A 26,436-nucleotide genomic window follows, 5' to 3' on the forward strand; every position below is an offset into this window, starting at 1 on the left:
ACGAGCTGATGACCACGGCGGACGTCCTCTCCGAGCTGAAGGGGATCTCGCGGCGAACCTTCTACCGGTGGCGTGAACTCGGCAAGGCTCCCAAGGCCTTCACGCTCCCGAACGGTGAGCTGAGGGTATGGCGGTCCGACTTTCAGGCTTGGCTGCGAGCGCGGGAAGGGGCTGCCGCGTGAAGTCGACGGACGTGAGGGTTTGGTCCATCCGCGTGAAGCCCGGGAAACGCCCCTCGTATCAAGTGCGCTGGAAGGTCGCCGGACAGCCCTTTTCTGAGACACGAAAGACGAAAGCGCTCGCTGACAGCTTTCGGTCGAAGCTGCTCCGTGCCACGCGCGACGGGGAGGAATTCGACACGGCGTCCGGCCTTCCGGATTCCATGGCGGAGCGAACGGCGAGCCTGAGCTGGTTCAGCTTCGCGCTGCGGTACCTCGCCATGAAGTGGCCTCATGCCGCTCCGAACACCCGGGATGGGATCAACGAGTCGTTGACCTTCGTGACCCTCGCACTCCTGGATGAGTGCCCTGGTCGACCTGCGGATGCCCTCCTGCGGAAGGCTCTGCGTAACTGGGCCTTTGTCCTGCCTGGACCGGATGACCGCGACCTGCCCGACGAGATCGCCTACGCGTTGCATTGGGTCGGCAAGGCTTCCCGTCCCCTTGCGGATCTGGCCGACCCCGTTGCGGCAAGGGCCGTGCTCGATTCTCTGAAGATCAAAATGGATGGTGCTGCCGCAGCGGCGGAGACGGTTCGTCGGAAGAGGCGGACCTTGGTCAATGCCATGCACTACGCCGTCGACCTTGGTGAGTTCCAGGAAAACCCGCTGTCTGCCGTGCGGTGGCAGAAGCCAAAGGTCGCCAATGATGTGGATCCGCGGGTGGTGGCTAATCCCGACCAGGCGCGTTCGCTGCTCTGCGCGGTTTCCTACGTCGGCGGATACCGAAGGGCACGTGGTAGGCGCCTGGTCGGGCTCTTCGCAGGTATGTATTTCGGGGGATTCCGTCCGGCTGAAGCCGTTGGCTTGGCGCTGCCGGACCTCACGCTCCCTTCTACCGGCTGGGGTGAGGCGGTGCTGCACCGGTCCCGGCCAAGCGTCGGCAAGCAGTGGACCGATTCCGGCGAGAGCCACGACGACCGCGGGCTGAAGAACCGGCCTGCCGAAGAGGTCCGCCGGGTGCCGATTCCGCCGCAGCTGGTTGCCGTGCTGCAGGACCACGTCGACACCTTCGGGACCGCCGAGGACGGGCGGCTCTTCTTCAGCGAGGGCGGGGGAGTGGTGTCGTCGTCCACCTACTACCGGGCATGGCAGGAGGCTCGAGTCCTCGCGCTGCCGCCGGCCGTGGTCGCTTCGCCGCTGGCGCGGCGTCCGCACGACCTGAGGCACTCGGCCCTCTCCACGTGGCTCAACGCCGGTGTGGACCCGACTGAGGTCGCCGCACGAGCAGGCAACAGCGTGGAGGTCCTCCTGGGTCGGTACGCGAAGTGCCTGGACGGCCGGCAGGAGGTCGGTAACCGCCGCATCGAGGAGCTGCTCCGCGAGTACGAGTGAGAGTGGAGCCGCTGCGGTCCGAGGCCCCGGGTGAACCCCGGGGGTCTTCGCATTGCTGGGGCTGACCTGCGAGGTTCTGACAGGAACCAGGCCGCGAATAGGCCGCAGAGGCTGTCATACGGCTGCACAGCGTGGCAGTTGGCTGCACATACGCGAAGACCCCGTCCTCAGCTAAAGCGCTGATGGCGGGGTCTTTGGGCACCTCATCAAGGGTGCCCCCGGCAGGATTCGAACCTGCGCACACGGCTCCGGAGGCCGTTGCTCTATCCCCTGAGCTACGGGGGCGTCCGCCGCTCTCGGCGGCGACGGGTAGAACCCTACCAGCTCCCACGGGGTGCCTGTGAACAGGTATTTCCGGGCAGTGACGGGGCGCGGGTCCACCGCCGGACCGGCGCAGGTCGGCGCATACCCCGCGCGGGGCCGGCAGGTCCCTGTGCGCCTTCCGCCCCCGTGCGGGCGGGGGCGGAAGTGGGGAAAACCCGGACGCGGCCCTTCCCCGGCACCTACTCTCGAGTTGTGTCAGGCGTGTCCGGCCGGGTGCTCGTTGTTGACGACAACAGGGTCATTCGGCAGCTGATCAGGGTCAACCTCGAGCTGGAGGGCTTCGAGGTCGTGACCGCGGCCGATGGTGCCGAGTGCCTGGAGGTCGTGCACCACGTCGCGCCGGATGTGATCACCCTGGACGTGGTGATGCCGAGGCTCGACGGGCTGCGGACCGCTTCGAGGCTGCGGTCCGATCCGCGGACGCGGAACGTACCGGTGGCGATCATCAGCGCGTGCACGCAGTACGAGGTGGAGACCGGAATCGCCGCCGGGGTCGATGCCTTCCTTGCCAAGCCCTTCGAGCCGGCCGAGCTGGTTCGGCTGGTGCGGCGGTTGATGTACGGCGAGCACCGGGACCACAGGGACCGGGAAGGTCCGCCGTCGGTGGATGACAGGCACGAGGCCGGGCGGGCGGGGAGCGCGCGGGGCTGACCGGATGGCGAAACCGGTTCGCGATCACACCCCCTTCCTCCCATACGCTGGTCCCGTGACCCCCGCTGAGCTCTCCCGTACCGTGCTGGGCGCCGTGCGCCGTGCCGTCGAGGAGGGTGCCCTCGGGGTGGCCGTGCCGGAGCAGGTGAAGGTCGAACGGCCCAGGCCCGGTGGGCGCGGGGACTACGCCACGGGCGTTGCCCTGCGGCTGGCCGGTCCCGCGGGGCGGGGCCCCCATGAGGTCGCCGAGATCCTGCGGTCGCGGATGGACGGTGTCCCCGGCATCGCGCAGGTCGACATCACCGGTCCCGGCTTCCTGAACTTCACCCTCGTTCCGGAATCCGGTGCATCCCTCGTCCGTGCCGTGATCGAGCAGGGCCCGCGGTTCGGGCACGGCGACGGCCTCGCCGGGCTGTGCCTCTCCTTCGCGCCCGCCGAAGAGCTCAGAGCCGGCGTCCTCACCCACACGGTCGTACGGCTGCTGCGTACTCAGGGAGCCGTCGCGGATGTGACGCCCGGAGGCATGGAGCGGATCACCACCGTCCCGGTCCGTGAGGACGGGCTGTTCGAGCGGCTCGGACAGGACGCCGCCCGCTGGGCGCTGCTTCGCGCTGCCGCCCACGACCGCCCCGTGGCCGACGAGCGTCTGCTCGTGCAGAGCGAGGCCAATACGCTCTTCAGGGTCCGGTACGCGTACTCCCGCAGCCGCGCCCTGCTTCGCAACGCCGGCCCGCTCGGCCTGGCCGCCCGGTACGAGGGGGAGACCGGTGCCGGTACGACGGCTCTTCTCCTCCGCCTCGGCGACCACCCCTCCGTCCTGGCCTCCGCCGCCCGCCATCGCGCGCCCGACCGGCTCGCACGGCATCTCGAGGCCACCGCCGACGCGTTCCTCGGCTTCCAGCACACCGTGCTGCCCCTCGGCGACGAGAAACCCTCGGCCGCCCACCGGGCCCGGCTCGCGCTCGCCGAAGCCGCCGGGACGGTGCTGGCCGGCGGCCTGTCCCTGCTCGGCATCAGCGCGCCCGAATACTTGTGAAAGACGTGAGAGAGACAGCATGAGCCGTTCCGCGCACCCCGCAGGCCCCCGTCACGGAGACGTCCTGCCCGAGGGCCACTACACCGCCCCGCCCGCCGATCTCAACGCCCTCGACGAGAAGGTCTGGGCCCGCACCGTCACCAGGAACACGGACGGGATCGTCACGGTGGGCGGGCTGGAAGTCACGAGGCTCGCAGAGGAGTTCGGTACGCCGGCCTACTTCCTCGACGAGAGCGACTTCCGCGCCCGCTGCCGTGCCTGGGCCGAGGCCTTCGGCCAGGACGCGGACGTGTTCTACGCCGGGAAGGCCTTCCTGAGCCGCGCCGTGGTGCGCTGGCTCGAGGAGGAGGGGCTCAATCTCGATGTGTGCTCCGGAGGCGAGCTCGTGACCGCGCTCGATGCCGGGATGCCCGCCGAGCGCATCGCCTTCCACGGGAACAACAAGTCTCCCGAGGAGATCGAGCGGGCGGTGCGGGCCGGCGTCGGGCGTATCGTCCTCGACTCCTTCCAGGAGATCGTCCGCGTCGCGCACATCGCCCGGTCCCTCGGCAGGCGCCAGCGGGTCCAGATCCGCGTCACGGTCGGCGTCGAGGCACACACCCACGAGTTCATCGCCACCGCCCACGAGGACCAGAAGTTCGGCATCGCGCTGGCCGGCGGGCAGGCGGCCGAGGCGGTCCGCCGGGCACTGAACCTCGACGGGCTGGAGCTCGTCGGCATCCACTCGCACATCGGATCCCAGATCTTCGACATGGCGGGATTCGAGGTGTCCGCGCGGCGTGTGGTGCAACTGCTGGCACAGGTGCGGGACGAGCACGGCGTCGAGCTGCCGGAGATCGACCTCGGTGGCGGCCTCGGTATCGCGTACACGTCCGACGACGACCCGCGAGAGCCCCACGAGATCGCCAAGGCCCTCGGCGAGATCGTCAGGCGCGAGTGCGAGGCGGCCGGGCTGCGGACGCCCCGCATCTCGGTCGAGCCCGGGCGTGCCATCGTCGGGCCGACCGCCTTCACGCTCTACGAGGTGGGCACGATCAAGCCGCTGGACGGGCTGCGGACCTACGTCAGCGTCGACGGCGGTATGTCCGACAACATCCGCACCGCGCTGTACGACGCCGAGTACAGCGTTGCGCTCGCCTCGCGTACGTCGACGGCCGGGCCGATGCTGGTCCGCGTCGTCGGCAAGCACTGCGAGAGCGGTGACATCGTCGTACGGGACGCGTTCCTGCCCGCCGATCTGGCGCCGGGGGACCTTCTCGCCGTACCGGCCACCGGGGCGTACTGCCGCTCCATGGCCAGCAACTACAACCACGCACTGCGCCCGCCTGTCGTCGCGATCAAGGACGGCGAGGCTCGGGTGATCGTCCGGCGTGAGACGGAGGAGGATCTCCTGCGTCTCGATGTCGGGTGATGAAATATGTGTCTCAGGATCCGGACAAGGGGCAGAAACCCCCGTGCGGTGAGTGAGACTGGTTCGCACTCTGCTTGATGGAATGAAAGAGGTCGGATGATGCGTACGCGTCCGCTGAAGGTGGCGCTGCTGGGCTGTGGAGTGGTCGGCTCAGAGGTGGCGCGCATCATGACGACGCACGCCGACGACCTCGCCGCTCGGATCGGCGCCCCGGTGGAGCTCGCCGGGGTCGCCGTCCGCCGTCCCTCCAAGGTCCGTGAGGGCATCTCCCAGGAGCTCGTCACCACCGACGCCAAGGGCCTCGTCGAGCGTGGCGACATCGACGTCGTCGTCGAGGTGATCGGCGGCATCGAGCCCGCCCGCACCCTCATCACCACCGCCTTCGAGAACGGCGCGTCGGTGGTCTCCGCCAACAAGGCGCTGCTCGCCGAGGACGGCGCCACGCTGTACGCCGCAGCCGAGAAACACGGCCGCGACCTCTACTTCGAGGCCGCCGTGGCCGGGGCGATCCCGCTGATCAGGCCGTTGCGCGAATCGCTCGCGGGCGACAAGGTCAACCGTGTCCTGGGCATCGTCAACGGCACCACGAACTTCATCCTCGACAAGATGGACACCTCCGGCGCCGGCTACTCGGAGGCGCTGGACGAGGCCACGGCCCTCGGATACGCGGAAGCCGACCCGACCGCCGATGTCGAGGGCTTCGACGCCGCCGCCAAGGCCGCGATCCTCGCCGGAATCTCCTTCCACACCCGGGTGCGTCTCGACGATGTCTACCGCGAGGGGATGACCGAGGTCACCGCCGCCGACTTCGCCTCCGCCCGGCAGATGGGCTGCACCATCAAGCTGCTGGCGATCTGTGAGCGTGCGGCGGACGGGAAGTCGGTGACGGCCCGCGTCCACCCCGCGATGATCCCGCTCAGCCACCCGCTGGCCTCCGTCCGCGAGGCGTACAACGCGGTCTTCGTCGAGGCCGAGGCCGCCGGGCGGCTGATGTTCTACGGCCCCGGCGCCGGCGGCTCCCCGACCGCCTCCGCAGTCCTCGGCGACCTGGTCGCGGTCTGTCGCAACAAGCTCGCCGAGGCCACCGGCCCCGGCGAGTCCGTGTACACGCAGCTGCCCGTCAGCCCCATGGGCGAGGTCGTGACGCGGTACCACATCAGCCTCGACGTGGCCGACAAGCCGGGCGTTCTCGCCCAGGTCGCGACGGTCTTCGCCGAGCACGGCGTATCCATCGACACGGTGCGCCAGACGGGCAAGGACGGCGAGGCATCGCTCGTCGTCGTGACCCACCGTGCGCCCGACGCCGCCCTGACGGGCACCGTCGAGGCGCTGCGCAATCTCGACACCGTGCGTGGTGTCGCCAGCATCATGCGGGTTGAAGGAGAGTAAGCACCCATGAGCACTCGCACTCACCAGTGGCGCGGCATCATCGAGGAGTACCGGGACCGCCTCCCGGTCACGGACACGACGCCCATCGTCACGCTCGGCGAGGGCGGCACGCCGCTCGTGCACGCCGGGACACTCTCCGAGGCCACCGGCTGCGAGGTGTATCTCAAGGTCGAGGGCGCCAACCCGACCGGGTCCTTCAAGGACCGCGGTATGACCATGGCGATCACCAAGGCCAAGGAGGAGGGCGCGAAGGCCGTCATCTGCGCCTCCACCGGAAACACCTCCGCCTCCGCCGCGGCCTACGGCGGCCGCGCCGGAATGGTCCCCGCCGTTCTGGTCCCGCAGGGCAAGATCGCGATGGGCAAGCTGGGCCAGGCGCTGGTCCACGGGGCGAAGATCCTCCAGGTCGACGGCAACTTCGACGACTGCCTGGTGCTGGCCCGCAGCCTTTCCGAGAACTACCCGGTGGCACTGGTCAATTCGGTGAACCCGGTCCGTATCGAGGGCCAGAAGACCGCGGCCTTCGAGATCGTCGACGCGCTCGGCGACGCGCCGGACATCCATGTGCTGCCCGTCGGCAACGCCGGCAACATCACGGCGTACTGGAAGGGTTACAAGGAGTACGCCGCGGACCGTCTCGCCACGCACACGCCGCGGATGTGGGGCTTCCAGGCCTCCGGCTCCGCGCCGATCGTGCGCGGCGAGGTCGTCAAGGATCCGTCGACCATCGCCACCGCGATCCGGATCGGCAATCCGGCGTCCTGGAAGTTCGCGCTCGCTGCCAGGGACGAGTCGGGCGGGTTCATCGACGAGGTGACCGACCGTCAGATCCTGCGTGCCTACAGGCTGCTGGCCGCGCGCGAGGGTGTCTTCGTGGAGCCGGCGTCGGCCGCGTCGGTCGCCGGTCTGCTGAAGGCGGCCGAGGAGGGCAGGCTCGACCGCGGTCAGAAGGTCGTCTGCACGGTCACCGGAAACGGTCTCAAGGACCCGGACTGGGCCGTCGCCGGGGCGCCCCAGCCGGTCACCGTGCCGGTGGACGCGGCCGCGGCTGCGGAGCGTCTCGGGCTCGCGTAGGGCCCCGGGGCGCGCACAGCGCGCGGGCAGGGCGGCTGCGGAAGCGGGTGGCGCGCGACACGCATCGTGCGCCTCCCCTGCGCCCTATGTCGCCGCTGAACCTTCCTTCGCTAGGCTGTGCAGACCCGCCCCGCCGCATATGCCGCGGTGTTGCTGCCGTCCAACGGCCCATGGGTCTTCGCACATGCGTCAGAAACCCCACCCCGCCGATCAGAACAGATCACACGGATCAGAACCAAGGAGTGTCGTCGAGCGATGGCCGGTCCCGCATTCCGAGCCGCCGCCGTCCGGGTGCGCGTCCCCGCCACCAGCGCCAATCTGGGGCCTGGCTTCGATGCCTTCGGCCTGTCGCTGGGGCTGTACGACGACGTCGTCGTCCGGGTGGCCGACTCCGGTCTGCACATCGACATCGCGGGTGAGGGCGCCGAGACGCTGCCGCGCGACGAGAGTCACCTGCTCGTACGCTCGCTGCGCACGGCATTCGATCTGCTCGGCGGGCAGCCGCGCGGCCTCGAGGTCGTCTGCGCCAATCGCATCCCGCACGGCCGGGGCCTCGGATCCTCCTCCGCCGCCATCTGCGCAGGCATCGTCGCCGCCCGCGCGGTGACCATAGGGGCCGACGCCCGGCTCGACGATGCGGCGCTGCTCGAGCTCGCCACCGAGATCGAGGGGCACCCGGACAATGTGGCCGCCTGTCTCCTCGGCGGCTTCACGCTCGCCTGGACCGACGCCGGTGCGGCGCGCGCGATCAGAATGGATCCTTCGGATTCCATCGTTCCGGTGGTTTTCGTACCGTCGAAGCCGGTGCTCACCGAAACCGCACGCGGACTGCTGCCGCGCACGGTCCCGCATGTCGACGCCGCTGCCAACGCGGGCCGTGCCGCACTGCTCGTCGAGGCCCTGACCAGGCGTCCCGAGCTGCTGCTGCCCGCCACCGAGGACCGTCTCCACCAGGAGTACCGAGCCCCGGCGATGCCGGAGAGCGTGGCCCTGGTCAACCGACTGCGCGCGGACGGCGTCCCTGCGGTCATCTCCGGCGCGGGCCCCACGGTGCTTGCACTGGTCGAGGACGGTGCGGCCGACAAGGTCGCACGGCTGGCGGGTGAGGGCTGGGCCGCGAACCGGCTGGCTCTCGACGCCGAGGGAGCGAGTGTTCTGCCGCTCGCCTCGTAGCGACACGGGATTGCCGGTGATGGAGAGGGGGAATGTTTGTTGGAGCCGGTAGTGTTAACCTCAAGTACGCAGCCCACATTCTTGTGGTGCGGTGCTTTGTGTCCCCATCCGGGACCACCCATTCTTCCGGGAGCCTCCCCAACTGCCTGAGCAGCCTGCCTGAGCAGTTTCGAGCACGCTCCGGAGACGGCACGACACCCCTCGCTTTTCCCAAGGAGAGGGCCGAGCAGGGGGAACTCGGGCCGGGCCTTGCACGTACATCCCTTCCGCCGTACCCGGCGGGACCACCGCCCCGACATCGGTCCGCAATCACGGACCGACGTCGGACAGCACAACCGGTCGCCGAGCCAGAAGGCCGACGTCCGCTCCAGGGAAGGACCCTTCGTGAGCGACACCACCGATCTGATGGGCGTGACTGCCGACAGCAGCGTCGACACCAACGCGCCCGCCGCAGGTGCTGCCACTGGCACCACCTCACGGCGCCGCCGCTCCGGCACCGGCCTCGAGGGCATGGTCCTGGCCGAGCTGCAGCAGGTCGCGTCCGGCCTCGGCATCAGGGGCACCGCGCGCATGCGCAAGAGCCAGCTGATCGAGGTCATCAAGGAGGCGCAGGCCGGCGGAGGCTCCGCACCGGCGAAGAGCGCCGACGCGGGCGCGGCCGAGGCCAAGCCGAAGCGGCGTGCCACCTCCAAGGCCCGTACGGGCGAGGGCACCGCGGCCGCCGAGCCGAAGGCCGAGAAGGCCGTCGCCCAGCAGCAGATCGACATCCCCGGCCAGCCGGCCAGCGACGACGCCCCGTCGGGCGAGCGTCGTCGGCGCCGGGCCACCGCCCCCGCAGGCAGCCCCGAGGGCGAGGTCGCCAAGGCCGAGCCGAAGGGTGACGTCAAGACCGAGGTCCGTGCCGAGTCCAAGGCGGAAACCCGCACCGAGGCGCAGCCAGAGGCTAAGGCCGAGGCGGCCACCGACACGGCCGAGGGCCGGCGCGGCGACCGTCAGCGTGACCGCGGCGACCGTGGTGACCGCGGCGACCGTGGTGACCGCCGCGACCGCCAGCGCGACCGCCGCGGCGGCAAGGGCGACGACCAGCAGGGCGGCGGGCGCCAGCAGCAGGGCGGCCAGCAGCAGCGGCAGGGCGCCGGCCCGCAGGACGACTTCGACGACGAGGGCGGACGTCGCGGACGCCGCGGCCGCTACCGCGACCGCCGTGGCCGCCGTGGCCGTGACGAGTTCGGCGCCGAGCCGCAGGTGGCCGACGACGACGTGCTGATCCCCGTTGCGGGCATCCTGGACATCCTGGACAACTACGCCTTCATCCGGACGTCGGGCTACCTGCCCGGCCCGAACGATGTGTATGTGTCGCTGGCCCAGGTCCGCAAGAACGGTCTGCGCAAGGGTGACCACGTCACCGGCGCGGTCCGGCAGCCCAAGGAGGGCGAGCGCCGCGAGAAGTTCAACGCGCTGGTCCGCCTGGACTCCGTCAACGGCATGGCGCCCGAATCCGGCCGTGGCCGCCCGGAGTTCAACAAGCTGACCCCGCTCTACCCGCAGGACCGGCTCCGTCTGGAGACCGACCCGGGGGTGCTGACCACCCGCATCATCGACCTCGTGTCGCCGATCGGCAAGGGCCAGCGAGGCCTGATCGTGGCCCCGCCGAAGACCGGCAAGACCATGATCATGCAGGCGGTCGCCAACGCGATCACCCACAACAACCCCGAGTGCCACCTGATGGTCGTCCTTGTCGACGAGCGTCCGGAAGAGGTCACCGACATGCAGCGGTCGGTCAAGGGCGAGGTCATCTCCTCGACCTTCGACCGCCCGGCCGAGGACCACACCACGGTCGCCGAGCTGGCCATCGAGCGCGCCAAGCGTCTCGTCGAGCTGGGTCACGACGTGGTCGTCCTGCTGGACTCGATCACCCGACTGGGCCGTGCGTACAACCTGGCGGCCCCGGCCTCCGGCCGCATCCTGTCCGGTGGTGTCGACTCCACCGCGCTCTACCCGCCGAAGCGCTTCTTCGGTGCTGCGCGCAACATCGAGGACGGCGGCTCGCTGACCATCCTGGCCACCGCGCTCGTCGACACGGGCTCGCGCATGGACGAGGTGATCTTCGAGGAGTTCAAGGGCACCGGCAACATGGAGCTCAAGCTCGACCGGAAGCTCGCCGACAAGCGCATCTTCCCGGCGGTGGACGTGGACGCGTCCGGCACCCGCAAGGAAGAGATCCTGCTCGGCAGCGATGAGCTCGCCATCGTCTGGAAGCTGCGCCGGGTGCTGCACGCGCTCGACTCGCAGCAGGCGATCGAGCTGCTGCTCGACAAGATGAAGCAGACGAAGTCGAACGCCGAGTTCCTGCTGCAGATCCAGAAGACGACGCCGATGCCGGGCAACGGCAACGACTAATCTGGACAATTCCTCACAGTTGAGGGCCCGTTCCGTTACGCGAGTGACGGAACGGGCCCTCTGTTTGTAATATCGGTCAGCCGTTCCCCCACACGGACACCCCGCCTTCACTCGCCGTCCCCCACGCGGCCTCCTTTGTCGACTCACCCATACTCATGGAGACACGCGTGCGCGCATCGCGCCATGGCAGACCCGTTCGCCGGGTCCGCAAGTTCATAGCGGCCGGTGTGGCCGCACTCTCCCTCGCTGCCGGTGCCTTCGCCTTCAGCGCCCAGGCCGACGACGCCGAGCCGAAGTTCCTGCCCCCGAAGGGCTTCAAGGTCACGGAGGCGTCCTCCACGACCGGAAAGCCCTCGCCGCGCATCATCGGCGGGACGAACACCTCGATCAGCACCGCGCCGTACATGGTGCAGCTGCTGTACGCCTTCGACGGCGACGGCTACTACTACTTCAACTGCGGCGGCACGCTGGTTGCCCCCAACAAGGTCCTCACCGCCGCGCACTGCGTCACCGACGACCTCGGCAAGCCGCTGAACTTCGCCAAGGACGGCCTGGTCCTCGCCGGTACGTCCAAGCTGGTCGGCGGCACCTCGAACACCGAGGGCACCGACGTCAAGGTCAGCCGCCAGTGGGTGCACCCCAGCTACAACACCGAGACGTTCAGCAATGACATCGCGGTCCTGACGCTCAGCAAGCCGCTGCCGTACAAGCCGCTCCCGCTCGCCGGTCCCGACGACCTCGCGGCCTACAACGCGGGCACCAACGGCGTCACGCTAGGCTGGGGTCTGACCTCCTCCGATGCCGACACCGCCACCCTGGCGAGCACGCTCCAGCAGGTCGCGCTGCCGCTGCACTCGAACCAGGAGTGCGTGGAGAACCTCAACCCGTTCTTCCAGGACAACGGCACCATGTTCTGCGCGGGTCAGCCCGGCACGGGCAGCGACGCCACCGGCAAGACCACCTGTCCCGGTGACTCCGGCGGTCCGATCCTGGTCAAGGGCAAGGTCGTCGGTGTCGTCTCGTGGGGCATCAACTCGGCGGACGGCAAGCAGCTCTGCAACGTCGCCGGTGCCTACGAGGCGTTCGCCCACGTGGCCAACCTGAAGCCGGCGGTCCAGCCGCGGATCGACGACACGGACCTCAGCCGTGACGGCCGCGCCGACCTGTTCGTCCGCACCTCCGCCGGATCGGACTACAGCTTCACCTCCAACGGCGTCGGTTTCGCCAACAAGGCCGCGTTCTCCGGCACCTACTCGGGCTACAACATCGTGGCGCAGACCGACCTGAACCGGGACGGCTACCAGGACTTCGTGGCCCGCCAGACCTCCAACGGCGAGCTCCGCTGGGTCCGCCGCAGCGCCACCTCGTCCACGTACGTCTCCGGCAAGATCGCTTCCGGCTTCGGTACCTACCGCGCGATCCTCGCCCCGGGCGATGTGACCGGCGACGCCAACCTGGACATCGTCGGCGTCTCCTCGTCCGGTGCGCTCGTGGTCCTGCCGGGCAACGGCGCCGGCGGTGTCGGCACCCTCAAGGTCATCGGCTCCGGCTACCAGAAGTACAACGCGGTCCGCGGTCACGGCGACTTCAACGGCGACAGCCGCACCGACCTTCTCGTCCGCAACAGCAGCAGCACCGCGCTGTACCTGGTCCCCGGCACGGGCAACGCGTCCGCGCCGTTCGGCACGCCGGTCCTCCTGGCCTCGTCGTGGGGCACGTACAACGCCATCGTCACGCCCGGTGACGTCTCCGGCGACGGCAAGCCCGACGTGGTGACCCGCACCTCCAGTGGTGCGCTCCAGCTGCACCGGGGCAACGGCACCACCACGGGAACGCTGCGGGCGCCGGTCCAGGCCGGCACCGGCTTCTCCGGCTACAACCTCTTCGGCTGATCCACCGGGCAGGGGCCGGTGCCCCGGCCCGGAAGGGTCGAGGACTACCCGGGAGATCTCGGTCACAGTCACAGCCCGTGAGGGCGGTCCGGCTGCCGGGACAAAACAGCAGGTGAAGAAGGGATGCGCCCACCGTGCCACGCACGGTGGGCGCATCCCTTTTCTCACCCACTTCTCATGACCCTGTGCAACCCTTCTTGCCGCTCCGCCGTCTCACTTGGCGTAACAAAGCTTGACAGGGTGGATAAACCGTGCCTGAACGCCACGGCCGCGGGGCAACTGCACCTACGAGGGCTCGAGGAGATATGGCCGACCAGACCAAGGGCACCAGTCGAATACGCGCCACGGGAAGGCGTCGCAAGCCGCCCACCGCGGGGCGCCGCGCCGTGAAGGTCGCCGCCTGGTCAGCCGCCGGTCTGGTGCTCGCGGGCGGAACGGGCCTCGGCTACGTCTACTTCAAGCTCAACGGCAACATCGAGGGCGTCGACATCAACGCCCAGCTGGGCACCGACCGCCCGGACAACGTCGACAACGGCTCCATGGACATCCTCGTCCTCGGCTCCGATTCCCGCTCCGGGGCCAATGCCGAGTACGGGACCGACGAAGGCGGCGCCCGCTCCGACACGGCGATGATCGTGCACATATACGAGGGCCACAAGAAGGCCGCGGTCGTATCGGTGCCGCGCGACACCCTCATAGACCGGCCGCAGTGCGCCGACAGTGACGGGAAGACGGTCGACGGGCGGACCCGCGCCATGTTCAACACGGCGTACGAGGTCGGCGGCCCCGCCTGCGCCGTCAAGACCGTCGAGAAGATGTCCGGCATCCGCATGGACCACTACATAGAGGTCGACTTCACGGGCTTCAAGAAGCTCATAGACGAGCTCGGCGGCGTCGACATCACCACCACCAAGGCCATCAACGACAAGAAGAGCCGTCTCGCCCTCGATCCCGGACCCCACACCCTCACCGGCGAACAGGCCCTCGGCCTCGTGCGCACCCGCAAGTCCGTCGGCGACGGCAGCGACCTCGGCCGGATCCAGCTCCAGCAGGCCTTCATCAAGGCGCTGATCCAGCAGGTCAAGGACGTCGGTGTGTTCACCGACCCGAAGAAGCTCTACGACCTCGCCGACACCGCCACCAGGGCGATCACGCCCGACTCCGAGCTCGACTCGGTCAAGGAGCTCGTCGGCTTCGCGAACGGCCTCAAGAGCCTCGGCGCCGACGACGTCGACATGATCACGCTGCCGGTCGACTACGACAAGATCAACCCCAACCGCGTGGTGCCGCTGGAGAAGCAGTCCGAGCAGGTCTGGGGCGCTCTCGAGAAGGACCTCCCGATACCCGCCTCCGCGACGAAGGGCACCGCGGACGGCCAGGCCGAGGGCCTGGTCCAGTAGCCGTCCGGCGACCGCGGCGCCCCGGCGGGCGGCCGGGAATACCCGAGGGCGGCCCCCGGTTTTGGGAGATACGGCCGGTCCTGGCAGACTGGTACGTCGGCCCCGGTTCACGTACGCGCATCCCGTGCGTGCGACCCGGTGCCCTCCCGAAACTAGGAGACACCTTGAAGCGCGACATCCACCCCGAGTACGTCGAGACCCAGGTGAGCTGCACCTGTGGCGCGTCGTTCACGACCCGCAGCACGATCGAGGCCGGCACCATCCGTGCCGAGGTCTGCTCCGAGTGCCACCCGTTCTACACGGGCAAGCAGAAGATCCTCGACACCGGTGGCCGTGTGGCCCGCTTCGAGGCCCGCTTCGGCAAGGCTGCCGGCTCCAAGAAGTAGCGAGCCACTGCGCCGGTCTTCGGCTGCCCCTGTGCGGGCGGCCGGGACCGGCGCTTTCGTCTCCCGCACCCCCGCAGCCACCTTCGTGTACGAAACCAGGAGCCCCCGATGTTCGAGGCGGTCGAGGAACTGATCGGCGAGCACGCCGATCTCGAGAAGAAGCTCGCCGACCCTTCGGTCCACGCCGACCAGGCGAACGCGCGCAAGCTCAACAAGCGGTACGCCGAGCTCACCCCGATCGTCGGCACGTACCGATCCTGGAAGCGGACCGGTGACGACATCGACACGGCCCGGGAATTCGCCGCCGACGACCCGGACTTCGCCGCCGAGGTGAAGGAGCTGGAGAAGCAGCGCGAGGGGCTCACGGAGAAGCTGCGGCTGCTGCTCGTCCCGCGCGACCCCAGCGACGAGAAGGACGTCATCCTGGAGATCAAGGCGGGTGCGGGCGGCGACGAGTCGGCGCTCTTCGCCGGCGATCTGCTGCGGATGTATCTGCGCTACGCCGAGCGGGTCGGCTGGAAGACGGAGATCATCGACTCCACGGAGTCGGAGCTGGGCGGCTACAAGGACGTCCAGGTCGCGGTGAAGCTGAAGGGCAACGCGACGCCGGAACCCGGCCAGGGCGTCTGGGCACGGCTGAAGTACGAAGGCGGTGTGCACCGTGTCCAGCGGGTGCCCGCCACCGAATCCCAGGGCCGGATCCACACCTCCGCCGCGGGTGTCCTCGTGACCCCGGAGGCCGAGGAGATCGACGTCGAGATCAACCAGAACGATCTGCGCATCGACGTCTACCGTTCCTCGGGCCCCGGCGGCCAGTCCGTGAACACGACCGACTCCGCGGTGCGCATCACGCACCTGCCGACCGGTGTCGTCGCCTCCTGCCAGAACGAGAAGAGCCAGCTCCAGAACAAGGAGCAGGCGATGCGTATCCTGCGCTCCAGGCTTCTCGCCGCAGCCCAGGAGGCGGCCGAGCAGGAGGCTGCGGACGCGCGACGCAGCCAGGTCCGTACGGTCGACCGCTCCGAGAAGATCCGTACGTACAACTTCCCGGAAAACCGGATCTCGGACCACCGGGTCGGCTTCAAGGCGTACAACTTGGACCAGGTGCTCGACGGAGAACTGGACGCCGTGATCCAGGCCTGCGTGGACGCCGACTCCGCCGCGAAGCTCGCCGCCGCATAAGCGGCACGAGGCGTGCAAGCCGTGTAAGACCGAACAGCCCAGCCCGGAGGACCAGCGTGCAGTCGCTCCCCGGGGGTCGACCCCCGCACCCCCGCTCCTTGCTGCTTGCCGAGGTGGCACAGGCCACCCAGCGACTGGCCGACGCCGGCGTACCCTCACCCCGCTTCGACGCGGAGGAACTCGCCGCCTTCGTGCACGGCGTCAAGCGCGGCGAGTTGCACCTGGTGAAGGACGCGGACTTCGACGCGCGCTACTGGGAGACCATCGCCCGCCGTGAGGCCCGGGAGCCGCTGCAGCACATCACCGGCCGGGCGTTCTTCCGCTATCTGGAGCTGCAGGTCGGTCCGGGCGTCTTCGTGCCGCGTCCCGAGACCGAGTCGGTCGTCGGCTGGGCCATAGACGCGGTACGCGCGATGGACGTGGTCGAGCCGCTGGTGGTCGACCTGTGCTCCGGCTCCGGGGCCATCGCCCTGGCCATCGCGCAGGAGGTCCCGCGCTCGCGCGTGCACGCCGTGGAACTGTCCGACGCCGCGATCGGCTGGACGCGCAAGAACGCCGAAGGGTCGAGGGTGACCGTCCACCAGGGCGATGCCCTGAGCGCCCTCCCGGAGCTCGACGGTCAGGTCGACCTGGTCATCTCCAACCCGCCGTACATCCCGCTCACCGAGTGGGAGTACGTCGCCCCCGAGGCCCGTGACCACGACCCGGAAATGGCCCTCTTCTCCGGTGAGGACGGCCTCGACACCATCCGCGGCATCGAACGCACCGCCCACCGGCTGCTGCGCCCCGGCGGCCTCGTCGTCGTCGAGCACGCCGACACCCAGGGCGGCCAGGTCCCGTGGATCTTCAACGAGGAGGCGGGGTGGGCCGACGCCGCCGACCACCCCGACCTGAACAACCGGCCGCGCTTCGCGACCGCCCGCAAGGCCATGCCGTGAGGGCGTCGTACCGTCCCGGCACGAGTGGGCCGCAGAGGCGCGCGGGCGTCGGATTCGGGGCCGCGCGCAGGTCCCGAGGAACATGGGGGTCCCCCCGCCGCAGGCAAGGGGAGGACCGAGCACGATCGACTGTCGACGCACGCTTGAGCGCCTCGGAGGCCAACCGAGTGCTCGCAAAGAAGGAGGCCCGCTGATGGCTCGGCGATACGACTGCAACGACGCGACGGATCGCACCACCGGTCTGCGCGAAGCCGCATCCGCCGTCCGCCGCGGCGAGCTGGTCGTCCTGCCCACCGACACCGTGTACGGCATCGGGGCGGACGCGTTCAGCTCGGAGGCCGTCGCCGATCTGCTCCAGGCGAAGGGGCGCGGCCGCAACATGCCCACGCCGGTCCTCATCGGCTCCCCGAACACTCTGCACGGCCTGGTGACGGACTTCTCCGAGCAGGCGTGGGAGCTGGTGGACGCGTTCTGGCCGGGCGCGCTGACGCTGGTGGCCAAGCACCAGCCCTCGCTGCAGTGGGACCTGGGGGACACCCGTGGCACGGTCGCGATCCGCATGCCCCTGCACCCGGTGGCGATCGAGCTGCTGACGGAGGTCGGCCCGATGGCGGTGTCGTCCGCGAACCTGACGGGGCACCCCGCACCCGAGGACTGCGACGCCGCTCAGGACATGCTCGGCGACTCGGTCTCCGTCTATCTCGACGGCGGCCCGACGCCCGGCATCGTGCCCTCCTCGATCGTCGACGTCACCGGCAAAGTCCCGGTCCTGCTGCGCGCGGGTGCGCTCGACGCGGACGAACTCCGCAAGGTCGTACCCGACCTCGAGGTGGCCAGTTGACTGCCCCTGAGGGGCGTGGCATAGGTGCAGCCGCCACCGGCGACACGTTCAGAATCCTCCACGTCAGCACCGGCAACGTCTGCCGCTCGCCGATCACCGAGCGGCTGACCCGGCATGCCCTGAGCCACCGCCTCGGCGACCTTCGTCCCGGCTGTGCAGGGGGGAACCCCATCGGCGGGCTGATCGTGGAGAGCGCGGGCACCTGGGGCCACGAGGGTGCCCCGATGGAGGCCAACGCCGAGGCGGTCCTGTGCGACTTCGGCGCGGACGCGAGCGGCTTCGTCGGCAGGGAGCTGCTCGACGAGCACGTCATCCGTGCCGACCTGGTGCTGACCGCGACCCGTGACCACCGCGCCCAGGTCATCTCCATGGGCCACTCCGCGGGCCTGCGCACCTTCACGCTGAAGGAGTTCACCCGCCTCGTCCGCGCGATAGACCCCGCCACACTGCCGGACCCCCTGACCGACGGCGTGGTCGAGCGTGCGCGCGCTCTGGTGCGCGCGGCGGCGGCGCTGCGCGGGTGGCTGCTGGCGCCGAGTGCGGAGGCGGACGAGGTGTACGACCCGTACGGTGCGCCGATCACGTTCTTCCGTTCGATCGGCGACGAGATCAATCAGGCGCTGGAGCCGGTGGTCACGGCGCTGACGGGTGTCGGCTCCCGCACCTGACGGCCGGCCCGGGAGCTGCCGGCCGGGCGTGCAGGACCTGTCCGTGGGCGTTGCGGGAAACGCACCGGGCCAACGCGGCCGATCGGCGCGCAGCCGGGGCCACAGCGGCCTACATTGGATCGCACGCACCCGTTTCGATGCCCGGAGCCCGAGATGCCGGTCCGCAGCAGTGAAGCACCAGCGTCAGCCGCGTCAGTCGCATCGGCCGCTGCCCATGCGCCGGAACTCATGGCGCTGCGCCGGCAGGATCCGGAGATCGCCGAGGTGATCCTCGGCGAGATGGTGCGGCAGTCCGACAGCCTGCAGCTCATCGCCGCCGAGAACTTCACCTCGCCCGCGGTCCTCGCCGCACTCGGCTCCCGGCTCGCCAACAAGTACGCGGAGGGCTATCCCGGTGCCCGGCACCACGGCGGCTGCGAGCTGGTGGACGCGGCCGAGCGGATCGCTGTGGAGCGGGCGACCGCTCTGTTCGGCGCCGAGCACGCCAATGTGCAGCCGCATTCCGGCTCGTCCGCCGTGCTCGCGGCGTACGCGGCGCTGCTGCGTCCCGGCGACACCGTCCTCGCGATGGGGCTTGCGTTCGGCGGACACCTCACCCACGGCTCGCCCGCCAACTTCTCCGGGCGCTGGTTCGAGTTCGTCCCCTACGGTGTCGACGCCGAGACCGGTCTCCTCGACTACGACCAGGTGCGCAGGCTGGCCCGTGAGAAAAGGCCGAAAGCCATCGTCTGCGGCTCGATCTCCTATCCCCGCCACCCCGACTACGCCGAGTTCCGTGAGATCGCCGACGAGGTCGGCGCCTATCTCATCGCCGACTCGGCGCATCCGATGGGCCTGATCGCCGCAGGTGTGGCACCGAGCCCGGTGCCTCACGCGGACGTCGTCTGCGCGACGACCCACAAGGTGCTCCGGGGTCCCCGCGGCGGAATGATCCTGTGCGGCAGCCATCTGGCCGAGCGGATCGACCGCGCGGTCTTCCCGTTCACCCAGGGCGGTGCCCAGATGCACACGATCGCCGCCAAGGCCGTGGCCTTCGGTGAGGCCTCCACGCCCTCCTTCACGTCGTACGCCCAGCAGGTGGTCGCCAACGCCAAGGTGCTCGCGGACGCGCTGGCGGCGGAGGGCTTCGCCGTCACCACGGGCGGCACCGACACCCACCTCATCACCGCGGACCCCACGCCGCTGGGCCTGGACGGACGCACCGCCCGCGGCCGGCTCGCCGCCGCCGGCATGGTTCTCGACACCTGCGCGCTGCCGTACGGCGACGGACGTGGCATCAGGCTCGGCACGGCCGCCGCCACCACCCAGGGCATGGGCGAGGCGGAGATGGCCCGGATCGCCGTGCTGTTCACCGCGGCACTGCGAGGTGAGGGCGATGCCACCAGACGCGTACGCGAAGAGGTGAGGGATCTGGCGGGGAGATTTCCGCCGTATTGAGGGCAGACGCGACGGCGTGGAACCGTCCGAGCCGTACGTATGTCCTCAAGCATGTGGCCAACAAAGCTAGGGTGTGGGGCTGAGATGGCCAGCGATTCCTGTGGGGCAGCCCGTGCGTGATTACCTGCTGACGCTCTGTGTCACGGCCGCGGTGACCTATCTGCTCACCGGTCCGGTGCGGAAGTTCGCCATCGCGACGGGAGCGATGCCGGAGATCCGTGCCCGCGACGTGCACCGAGAACCGACTCCGCGACTCGGCGGCATCGCCATGTTCTTCGGCATGTGCGCAGGGCTGCTCGTGGCTGACCATCTGTCGAATCTCAACAGTGTCTTCGAGCTCTCGAACGAGCCCCGTGCGCTGCTCTCCGGCGCCGCACTCATCTGGCTGATCGGCGTCCTGGACGACAAGTTCGAGATCGACGCGCTGATCAAGCTCGGTGCGCAGATGATTGCCGCGGGTGTGATGGTCGTGCAGGGTCTGACGATCCTGTGGCTGCCGATCCCGGGCGTCGGCACGGTCGCGCTCACACAGTGGCAGGGCACGCTGCTCACCGTCGCCCTGGTGGTCATCACGATCAATGCGGTGAATTTCGTGGACGGTCTGGACGGACTCGCCGCCGGCATGGTCTGCATCGCCACCGCCGCGTTCTTCCTGTACGCGTACCGCATCTGGTACGGCTACACCATCGAGGCCGCCGCGCCCGCGACCCTCTTCGCCGCCATCCTCATGGGCATGTGCCTGGGCTTCCTGCCGCACAACATGCACCCGGCGCGGATCTTCATGGGTGACTCGGGCTCGATGCTGATCGGCCTGGTGCTGGCCGCCTCCGCCATCTCGTTGACCGGCCAGGTCGACCCCGATGCGCTGAAGCTGTTCGAGGGCGGCACCCGCGAGGCCACACACGCGGCACTGCCGGTCTTCATCCCGCTGCTGCTGCCGCTGACGATCATCGCGATCCCGGTCGCCGATCTGTTGCTGGCGGTGGTCCGGCGCACCTGGAGCGGAAAGTCGCCGTTCGCGGCCGACCGGGGGCATCTGCACCACCGTCTGCTCGAGATCGGGCACTCCCACAGCCGGGCCGTGCTCATCATGTACTTCTGGTCCGCCCTCATCGCCTTCGGCGTCGTGCTCTATTCGGTGCACAGCGCGTCCATGTGGATCGTCTTCGCGATCGTGGTGCTGAGCGCCGTCGGCCTGGTGCTGCTGCTCCTGCCGCGCTTCACACCGCGTGCCCCGCGCTGGGCGGAGGCATTCGTCCCGCCGCGCTACCGCAGGCGTCCACAGCCCATGTCGACGCTGACGCCGACGCCGGCGAACGACGAGAACACGGCCGGCGAGACGGTCCAGGAGCCGGTCCGGGTGCCCGCGGGAATCAACGGAGCGACCGCGATCGGCGCCCGTTCGCGCTTCACGGACCGGCGTAAGGCGGGAACCCCGAGTTGACGACCGCACGGGCAACGTAGTCGCATTCACGGCCAATACCAGACAAAGCGCCTCACCAGAGTGCACACACGCGCGGGGTCACTCTCATGTGTGATGGTTGGCACACCCCTGGGTAAAGACCTATTCAAATAGTTTGTGATACGGTTCACGAGAACCGGATACAGAGCTGAGAGACCGTTGGTGCGACGGTCCATCGGCCGTGAGACCCACCTCCAACCGGCTCTACGCTCGTCCATGACGACACCACTGCCCCCACCACGTAAGCGGAGCTGCCGCCATGCCGTCCAACGACGTCCGCACTCTCCTTCAGACTGCCCTGCCAGCCACTGCCGTCGGCGCGATCGCCGCCGTGATCAGTGGAGTGGTCGCCGGCGGCAAGGGGGCGATCGGTTCGGTCGTCGGCACCTTGGTGGTCCTTCTCTTCATGGGGCTCGGGCTGGTGGTGCTCCAGCGCACCGCCAAGTCCATGCCGCACCTGTTCCAGGCGATGGGGCTGCTGCTCTACACCAGTCAGTTGCTGCTGCTTTTCGTGTTCATGGCCGCGTTCCGTGACACGACGTTGTTCCATGCGAAGGCCATGGCCTTCACTCTGCTCGCGGTGACCATTGCCTGGGTGTCCGCGCAGGCCCGTGCCTACATGAAGGCCAAGATCCTTTACGTCGACCCCGACTCCTCGAAGGCCGAAAGGCCCGAGAAGACGGGGTCGTCAGCATGAGGGGTAGGGCCGGGATAAATGCCCGTTCGGGATCCTGCTATCGTCCGGTGCCAACTGCGGCACTGCGGGCGCGGGCATCCGAGCTGACGCCTGTCCCAGCGCGAGGCTCGATGCCGAACCGCCGCCCCCTTATCCGTAAGACCAGTCCAGTGCCGACCCGCGGCTGCGTGCCGCGCCGACACAACGAGGTTGCCGTACCTATGCGCCACGCTGAAGGAGCCCGCGGTGAGTGCTGACCAGACGCTTGCCTTCGACGCGAGCTGCCACATCTTCTCCGGGTGTGGATTCCCAGCTCCGGGCCTGCACACCTTCCTGTACGAGCCCATCTTCACCGTGGGTAGCTTCGAGTTCAGCAAGCCGATGCTGCTTGCACTGCTGGGCTCGATCGTGGTCGTCGGGTTCTTCTGGGCCGCCTTCGGCAAGCCCAAGATGGTTCCGGGCAAGCTGCAGATGGTCGGTGAGGCCGGTTACGACTTCGTCCGCCGCGGCATCGTCTACGAGATCATCGGCAAGAGGGACGGCGAGAAGTACGTGCCGTTCATGGTCTCGCTGTTCTTCTTCGTATGGATCATGAACCTCTGGTCCATCATCCCGCTCGCCCAGTTCCCGGTCACGTCGTTGATCGCCTTCCCGGCGATCCTGGCGCTGATCGTGTACGTGATGTGGGTCAGCCTCACCTTCAGGAAGCACGGCTTCGTCGGCGGCTGGAAGAACATCCTGGGCTACGACAAGTCGCTCGGCCCGGTCCTCCCGGTGATCATGGTCCTCGAGTTCCTCTCGAACCTGATCATCCGGCCCTTCACCCACGCAGTCCGGCTGTTCGCGAACATGTTCGCCGGTCACCTGCTGATCGTGATGTTCTCGCTCGGGACCTGGTACCTGATGAACGGAATCGGCTTCGTGTACGCCGGTGCCTCGTTCGTCATGGTCATCGTGATGACTGCCTTCGAGCTCTTCATCCAGGCGGTCCAGGCGTACGTCTTCGTGCTCCTGGCCTCCAGCTACATCCAGGGCGCGCTCGCCGAGCACCACTGAGCCAGGGGCTTCGGCCCAGCCCCGTCCACACCCAGCAGACGTCCGGTGGCCAACCCCCACCGGGTCATTGAAAGAGAAGGAAGTAACGGCATGTCCGCTGCTCTCGAGATGGTCAACCTCGCCGCCGGCGCCAAGGAGAACGTCGTCGGCAACGTAGCCTCCATCGGCTACGGCCTCGCCGCGATCGGCCCCGGCGTCGGCGTCGGCATCATCTTCGGTAACGGCACCCAGGCCCTCGCCCGCCAGCCCGAGGCGGCCGGCCTGATCCGCACCAACCAGATCATGGGTTTCGCCTTCTGTGAGGCGCTCGCCCTCATCGGCATCGTCATGGGCTTCGTCTACAGGTAAATCGGACCGACAGCCCAACCCCTTTCACGGAAGGCACTGATGTGAACGCTCTGTTCCTTGCGCAGGCGGAGGAGCCTCAGAATCCTCTCGTCCCGCATCTCGACGAGCTCGTCATCGGCCTGATCGCCTTCGTCATCGTCTTCGGCTTCCTCGCCAAGAAGCTCCTCCCGAACATCAACAAGGTTCTGGAGCAGCGCCGCGAGGCCATTGAGGGCGGCATCGAGAAGGCCGAGTCGGCCCAGGTCGAGGCCCAGAGTGTCCTCGAGCAGTACAAGGCTCAGCTGGCCGAGGCCCGCCACGAGGCCGCGCGTCTGCGCCAGGAGGCGACGGAGCAGGGCGCCGCGATCATCCAGGAGATGAGGGCGGAAGGCCAGCGGCAGCGCGAGGAGATCGTCGCTGCCGGCCACGCCCAGATCGAGGCCGACCGCAAGGCCGCGGCCACGGCGCTGCGCCAGGACGTCGGCCAGCTCGCCACCGATCTGGCCGGCAAGCTGGTCGGTGAGTCCCTCGAGGACCACGCCCGCCAGAGCCGCACGATCGATCGCTTCCTCGACGAGCTCGAGGCCAAGGCGGAGTCGACTGGGGCCGCCCGATGAACGGAGCGAGCCGCGAGGCACTGGCTGCCGCACGTGAGCGTCTCGACGCGCTGACCGACAACACGTCGGTCGACGCGGCGAAGCTCGCCGAGGAGCTGGCCGCCGTCACAGCGCTGCTCGACCGCGAGGTGTCGCTGCGTCGGGTCCTGACCGACCCGGCGCAGGCCGGTGAGGCCAAGGCCGAACTGGCAGGGCGACTGCTGAGCGGTCAGGTGGGCGGCGAGACCGTCGACCTGGTCTCCGGCATGGTCCGTTCCCGCTGGTCGCAGTCGCGTGACCTGGTGGACGGCGTCGAGGAGCTGGCGGCCAACGCCGACCTCATCGCCGCCCAGCGGGCCGGTGCACTGGACGACGTGGAGGACGAGCTGTTCCGGTTCGGCCGGATCGTCGGCTCCGCCCCGGAGCTGCGCGCCGCGCTGACCGACCGCTCCGCGGCGGTCTCCGCCAAGGGCGAGCTGCTGCGCAGGCTGCTCGGCGGCAAGGCCAACCCGGTCACCGAGCGTCTTGTGGTCCGTCTTGTGACCGCGCCCCGGGGACGTAGCCTGGATGCGGGACTCGAGTCCCTCTCCAAGCTCGCTGCGGCGCGCCGCAACCGGATGGTCGCCGTGGTCACCTCCGCGGTGCCGCTGAGCGACCAGCAGAAGCAGCGCCTCGGAGCCGTACTGTCGAAGCTGTACGGCCGCGAGATGCACCTGAACCTGGACGTGGACCCCGAGGCCCTCGGCGGTATCTCGGTGCAGGTCGGCGACGAGGTCATCGACGGCACGATCGCGGACCGGATCGCCGAGGCGAACCGCCGCATCGCCGGCTGACAGGCCACAACTCAACAAGCATTGCTAAGGCGGCCCGGTTGGGCCGCAGAGGATTCCTGGGGGTCGAACCCCAGACCCCCAAAGAAACTTCGGGCCCAACAAGGAGAGCAGGGAACCCAGATGGCGGAGCTCACGATCCGGCCGGAGGAGATCCGGGATGCGCTGGAGAACTTTGTCCAGTCGTACAAGCCGGACGCGGCCTCGCGCGAGGAGGTCGGTACGGTCAGCCTTGCCGGCGACGGCATCGCGAAGGTCGAGGGTCTTCCCTCGACCATGGCCAACGAACTGCTGAGGTTCGAGGACGGCACCCTCGGTCTCGCCCTCAACCTCGAGGAGCGCGAGATCGGTGCCATCGTCCTCGGTGAGTTCAGCGGTATCGAGGAGGGCCAGTCGGTCCAGCGCACCGGCGAGGTCCTGTCCGTCGCCGTCGGCGAGGGCTACCTCGGCCGCGTTGTCGACCCGCTCGGCACCCCGATCGACGGCCTCGGCGAGATCGAGACCTCGGGTCGCCGTGCCCTTGAACTGCAGGCCCCCACGGTCATGCAGCGCAAGTCGGTGCACGAGCCCATGGAGACGGGCTACAAGGCCGTCGACGCGATGACCCCGATCGGCCGTGGCCAGCGTCAGCTGATCATCGGTGACCGTCAGACCGGCAAGACCGCCCTGGCCGTCGACACGATCATCAACCAGCGCGACAACTGGCGCTCGGGCGACGTGAACAAGCAGGTTCGCTGCATCTACGTCGCCATCGGCCAGAAGGGCTCCACCATCGCGTCCGTGCGCGGTGCCCTGGAGGAGGCCGGCGCCCTCGAGTACACGACGATCGTCGCCGCCCCGGCGTCCGACCCGGCCGGCTTCAAGTACCTGGCGCCGTACACCGGCTCGGCCATCGGCCAGCAGTGGATGTACGAGGGCAAGCACGTCCTCATCATCTTCGACGACCTCTCGAAGCAGGCCGACGCCTACCGTGCCGTTTCGCTGCTGCTGCGCCGCCCGCCGGGCCGTGAGGCCTACCCGGGTGACGTCTTCTACCTGCACTCCCGCCTGCTGGAGCGCTGCGCCAAGCTCTCCGACGACATGGGCGCCGGTTCGATGACCGGTCTGCCGATCGTCGAGACCAAGGCGAACGACGTCTCGGCGTTCATCCCGACCAACGTCATCTCCATCACCGACGGCCAGTGCTTCCTGGAGTCCGACCTGTTCAACGCCGGTCAGCGGCCGGCCCTGAACGTCGGTATCTCGGTCTCCCGAGTCGGTGGCTCCGCCCAGCACAAGGCGATGCGCCAGGTCTCCGGCCGTCTCCGCGTGGACCTCGCCCAGTTCCGTGAGCTCGAGGCGTTCGCCGCCTTCGGTTCCGACCTGGACGCCGCGTCGAAGGCCGCTCTGGAGCGCGGTAAGCGCATGGTCGAGCTGCTGAAGCAGGCCCAGTACGCGCCGTACGCCACCGAGAACCAGGTCGTCTCCATCTGGGCCGGCACCAACGGCAAGATGGACGACGTCCCGGTCGAGGACATCCGTCGCTTCGAGGCCGAGCTCCTTGAGTACCTGCACCGGGAGCAGAAGCCGCTGATGGACTCCATCGTCGAGGGCGGCAAGATGTCCGACGACACGATCGGGAAGATCGCGGAGCAGATCGACACCTTCAAGAAGCAGTTCGAGACCTCCGACGGCAAGCTGCTCGGCGAGGAAGCTCCGGCTGCCGTCAACGCCTCGAAGTGACGACGGAAGGGAC

Annotated in this window: 24 protein-coding genes and 1 tRNA gene; 24 read left to right on the top strand and 1 reads right to left on the bottom strand. The window is 69.0% G+C overall.

The genetic code is table 11. The features are described from left to right. The first annotated feature begins 8 nt into the window (after positions 1–8). Both AC068D_RS24165 and AC068D_RS24170 read left to right on the top strand, forming a co-directional pair. Positions 9–182, top strand: a complete 174-nt coding sequence (locus AC068D_RS24165; RefSeq protein ID WP_478825313.1) for a helix-turn-helix transcriptional regulator — start codon at positions 9–11, stop codon at positions 180–182. Beyond that, the gene (locus tag AC068D_RS24170) at positions 179–1,552 is read left to right on the top strand and encodes a tyrosine-type recombinase/integrase (protein ID WP_478825122.1); all 1,374 of its coding nucleotides are present in this window, start codon (positions 179–181) and stop codon (positions 1,550–1,552) included. Before AC068D_RS24165 ends, AC068D_RS24170 begins: the two co-directional genes overlap by 4 nt. A gap of 213 nt (positions 1,553–1,765) precedes the next feature. On the opposite strand, the gene AC068D_RS24175 is transcribed toward AC068D_RS24170, so the two are convergent. Further along, positions 1,766–1,837: transfer RNA gene (locus AC068D_RS24175), tRNA-Arg, on the bottom strand. Positions 1,838–2,077: 240 nt separating this feature from the next. On the opposite strand from AC068D_RS24175, the gene AC068D_RS24180 reads away from it, so the two are divergent. The 22 genes from AC068D_RS24180 to atpA all read left to right on the top strand — a co-directional run bounded on the left by AC068D_RS24180 (position 2,078) and on the right by atpA (position 26,423). Then, positions 2,078–2,527: a response regulator gene (locus AC068D_RS24180; protein WP_478825314.1), complete on the top strand. Its 450-nt coding sequence runs from the start codon at positions 2,078–2,080 to the stop codon at positions 2,525–2,527. Between the two features lie 55 nt (positions 2,528–2,582). Then, the gene (nrtL, locus tag AC068D_RS24185) at positions 2,583–3,563 is read left to right on the top strand and encodes an ArgS-related anticodon-binding protein NrtL (RefSeq protein ID WP_478825123.1); all 981 of its coding nucleotides are present in this window, start codon (positions 2,583–2,585) and stop codon (positions 3,561–3,563) included. Positions 3,564–3,582: 19 nt separating this feature from the next. Continuing rightward, the gene (lysA, locus tag AC068D_RS24190) at positions 3,583–4,974 is read left to right on the top strand and encodes a diaminopimelate decarboxylase (protein ID WP_478825124.1); all 1,392 of its coding nucleotides are present in this window, start codon (positions 3,583–3,585) and stop codon (positions 4,972–4,974) included. A 99-nt stretch (positions 4,975–5,073) separates the two neighbouring features. Continuing rightward, positions 5,074–6,363 carry a homoserine dehydrogenase gene (locus AC068D_RS24195; protein ID WP_478825315.1) on the top strand — a complete coding sequence of 430 codons (1,290 nt, stop codon included), beginning with the start codon at positions 5,074–5,076 and terminating at the stop codon, positions 6,361–6,363. Positions 6,364–6,369: 6 nt separating this feature from the next. Further along, positions 6,370–7,437 carry a threonine synthase gene (gene thrC / locus AC068D_RS24200; protein ID WP_478825125.1) on the top strand — a complete coding sequence of 356 codons (1,068 nt, stop codon included), beginning with the start codon at positions 6,370–6,372 and terminating at the stop codon, positions 7,435–7,437. 255 nt (positions 7,438–7,692) lie between these two features. Continuing rightward, a complete protein-coding gene (gene thrB / locus AC068D_RS24205) occupies positions 7,693–8,610 on the top strand; it encodes a homoserine kinase (protein ID WP_478825126.1) in 918 nt (305 codons plus the stop codon). A gap of 384 nt (positions 8,611–8,994) precedes the next feature. After that, positions 8,995–11,010 carry a transcription termination factor Rho gene (gene rho, locus AC068D_RS24210; RefSeq protein ID WP_478825127.1) on the top strand — a complete coding sequence of 672 codons (2,016 nt, stop codon included), beginning with the start codon at positions 8,995–8,997 and terminating at the stop codon, positions 11,008–11,010. A 167-nt stretch (positions 11,011–11,177) separates the two neighbouring features. Continuing rightward, entirely contained in the window at positions 11,178–12,902 is a 1,725-nt protein-coding gene (locus AC068D_RS24215; RefSeq protein ID WP_478825128.1) for a trypsin-like serine protease, read from the top strand. Positions 12,903–13,207: 305 nt separating this feature from the next. Then, the gene (locus tag AC068D_RS24220) at positions 13,208–14,302 is read left to right on the top strand and encodes an LCP family protein (RefSeq protein WP_478825129.1); all 1,095 of its coding nucleotides are present in this window, start codon (positions 13,208–13,210) and stop codon (positions 14,300–14,302) included. Between the two features lie 164 nt (positions 14,303–14,466). Continuing rightward, a complete protein-coding gene (gene rpmE / locus AC068D_RS24225) occupies positions 14,467–14,688 on the top strand; it encodes a 50S ribosomal protein L31 (protein ID WP_031136586.1) in 222 nt (73 codons plus the stop codon). A gap of 108 nt (positions 14,689–14,796) precedes the next feature. After that, positions 14,797–15,870, top strand: a complete 1,074-nt coding sequence (gene prfA, locus AC068D_RS24230; RefSeq protein ID WP_478825130.1) for a peptide chain release factor 1 — start codon at positions 14,797–14,799, stop codon at positions 15,868–15,870. 56 nt (positions 15,871–15,926) lie between these two features. Further along, complete coding sequence (gene prmC / locus AC068D_RS24235) at positions 15,927–16,808, top strand: peptide chain release factor N(5)-glutamine methyltransferase (protein ID WP_478825131.1); 882 nt, start codon at positions 15,927–15,929, stop codon at positions 16,806–16,808. Between the two features lie 193 nt (positions 16,809–17,001). Continuing rightward, positions 17,002–17,649 (top strand): L-threonylcarbamoyladenylate synthase, encoded by a 648-nt coding sequence (locus AC068D_RS24240; RefSeq protein WP_478825132.1) that lies wholly within the window; start codon positions 17,002–17,004, stop codon positions 17,647–17,649. Beyond that, positions 17,646–18,317, top strand: coding sequence for an arsenate reductase/protein-tyrosine-phosphatase family protein (locus AC068D_RS24245; protein WP_478825133.1), 672 nt, complete (start codon positions 17,646–17,648; stop codon positions 18,315–18,317). The genes AC068D_RS24240 and AC068D_RS24245 overlap by 4 nt, the downstream gene beginning before the upstream one ends. Before the next feature lie 153 nt (positions 18,318–18,470). Next, a complete protein-coding gene (locus tag AC068D_RS24250) occupies positions 18,471–19,754 on the top strand; it encodes a serine hydroxymethyltransferase (RefSeq protein WP_478825134.1) in 1,284 nt (427 codons plus the stop codon). A 112-nt stretch (positions 19,755–19,866) separates the two neighbouring features. Beyond that, positions 19,867–21,198 (top strand): MraY family glycosyltransferase, encoded by a 1,332-nt coding sequence (locus AC068D_RS24255; RefSeq protein ID WP_478825135.1) that lies wholly within the window; start codon positions 19,867–19,869, stop codon positions 21,196–21,198. Between the two features lie 277 nt (positions 21,199–21,475). Continuing rightward, complete coding sequence (locus tag AC068D_RS24260) at positions 21,476–21,913, top strand: hypothetical protein (RefSeq protein ID WP_478825136.1); 438 nt, start codon at positions 21,476–21,478, stop codon at positions 21,911–21,913. 225 nt (positions 21,914–22,138) lie between these two features. Next, complete coding sequence (gene atpB, locus AC068D_RS24265; protein WP_478825137.1) at positions 22,139–22,948, top strand: F0F1 ATP synthase subunit A; 810 nt, start codon at positions 22,139–22,141, stop codon at positions 22,946–22,948. Between the two features lie 90 nt (positions 22,949–23,038). Further along, the gene (gene atpE, locus AC068D_RS24270) at positions 23,039–23,296 is read left to right on the top strand and encodes an ATP synthase F0 subunit C (RefSeq protein ID WP_478825138.1); all 258 of its coding nucleotides are present in this window, start codon (positions 23,039–23,041) and stop codon (positions 23,294–23,296) included. Between the two features lie 41 nt (positions 23,297–23,337). Then, positions 23,338–23,892 (top strand): F0F1 ATP synthase subunit B, encoded by a 555-nt coding sequence (locus tag AC068D_RS24275; RefSeq protein ID WP_478825139.1) that lies wholly within the window; start codon positions 23,338–23,340, stop codon positions 23,890–23,892. Beyond that, entirely contained in the window at positions 23,889–24,704 is an 816-nt protein-coding gene (locus AC068D_RS24280) for a F0F1 ATP synthase subunit delta (protein ID WP_478825140.1), read from the top strand. Before AC068D_RS24275 ends, AC068D_RS24280 begins: the two co-directional genes overlap by 4 nt. Before the next feature lie 120 nt (positions 24,705–24,824). After that, the gene (gene atpA / locus AC068D_RS24285; protein ID WP_478825141.1) at positions 24,825–26,423 is read left to right on the top strand and encodes a F0F1 ATP synthase subunit alpha; all 1,599 of its coding nucleotides are present in this window, start codon (positions 24,825–24,827) and stop codon (positions 26,421–26,423) included. Positions 26,424–26,436 lie beyond the last annotated feature (13 nt).

This window comes from Streptomyces sp. NPDC043861, assembly GCF_056435905.1.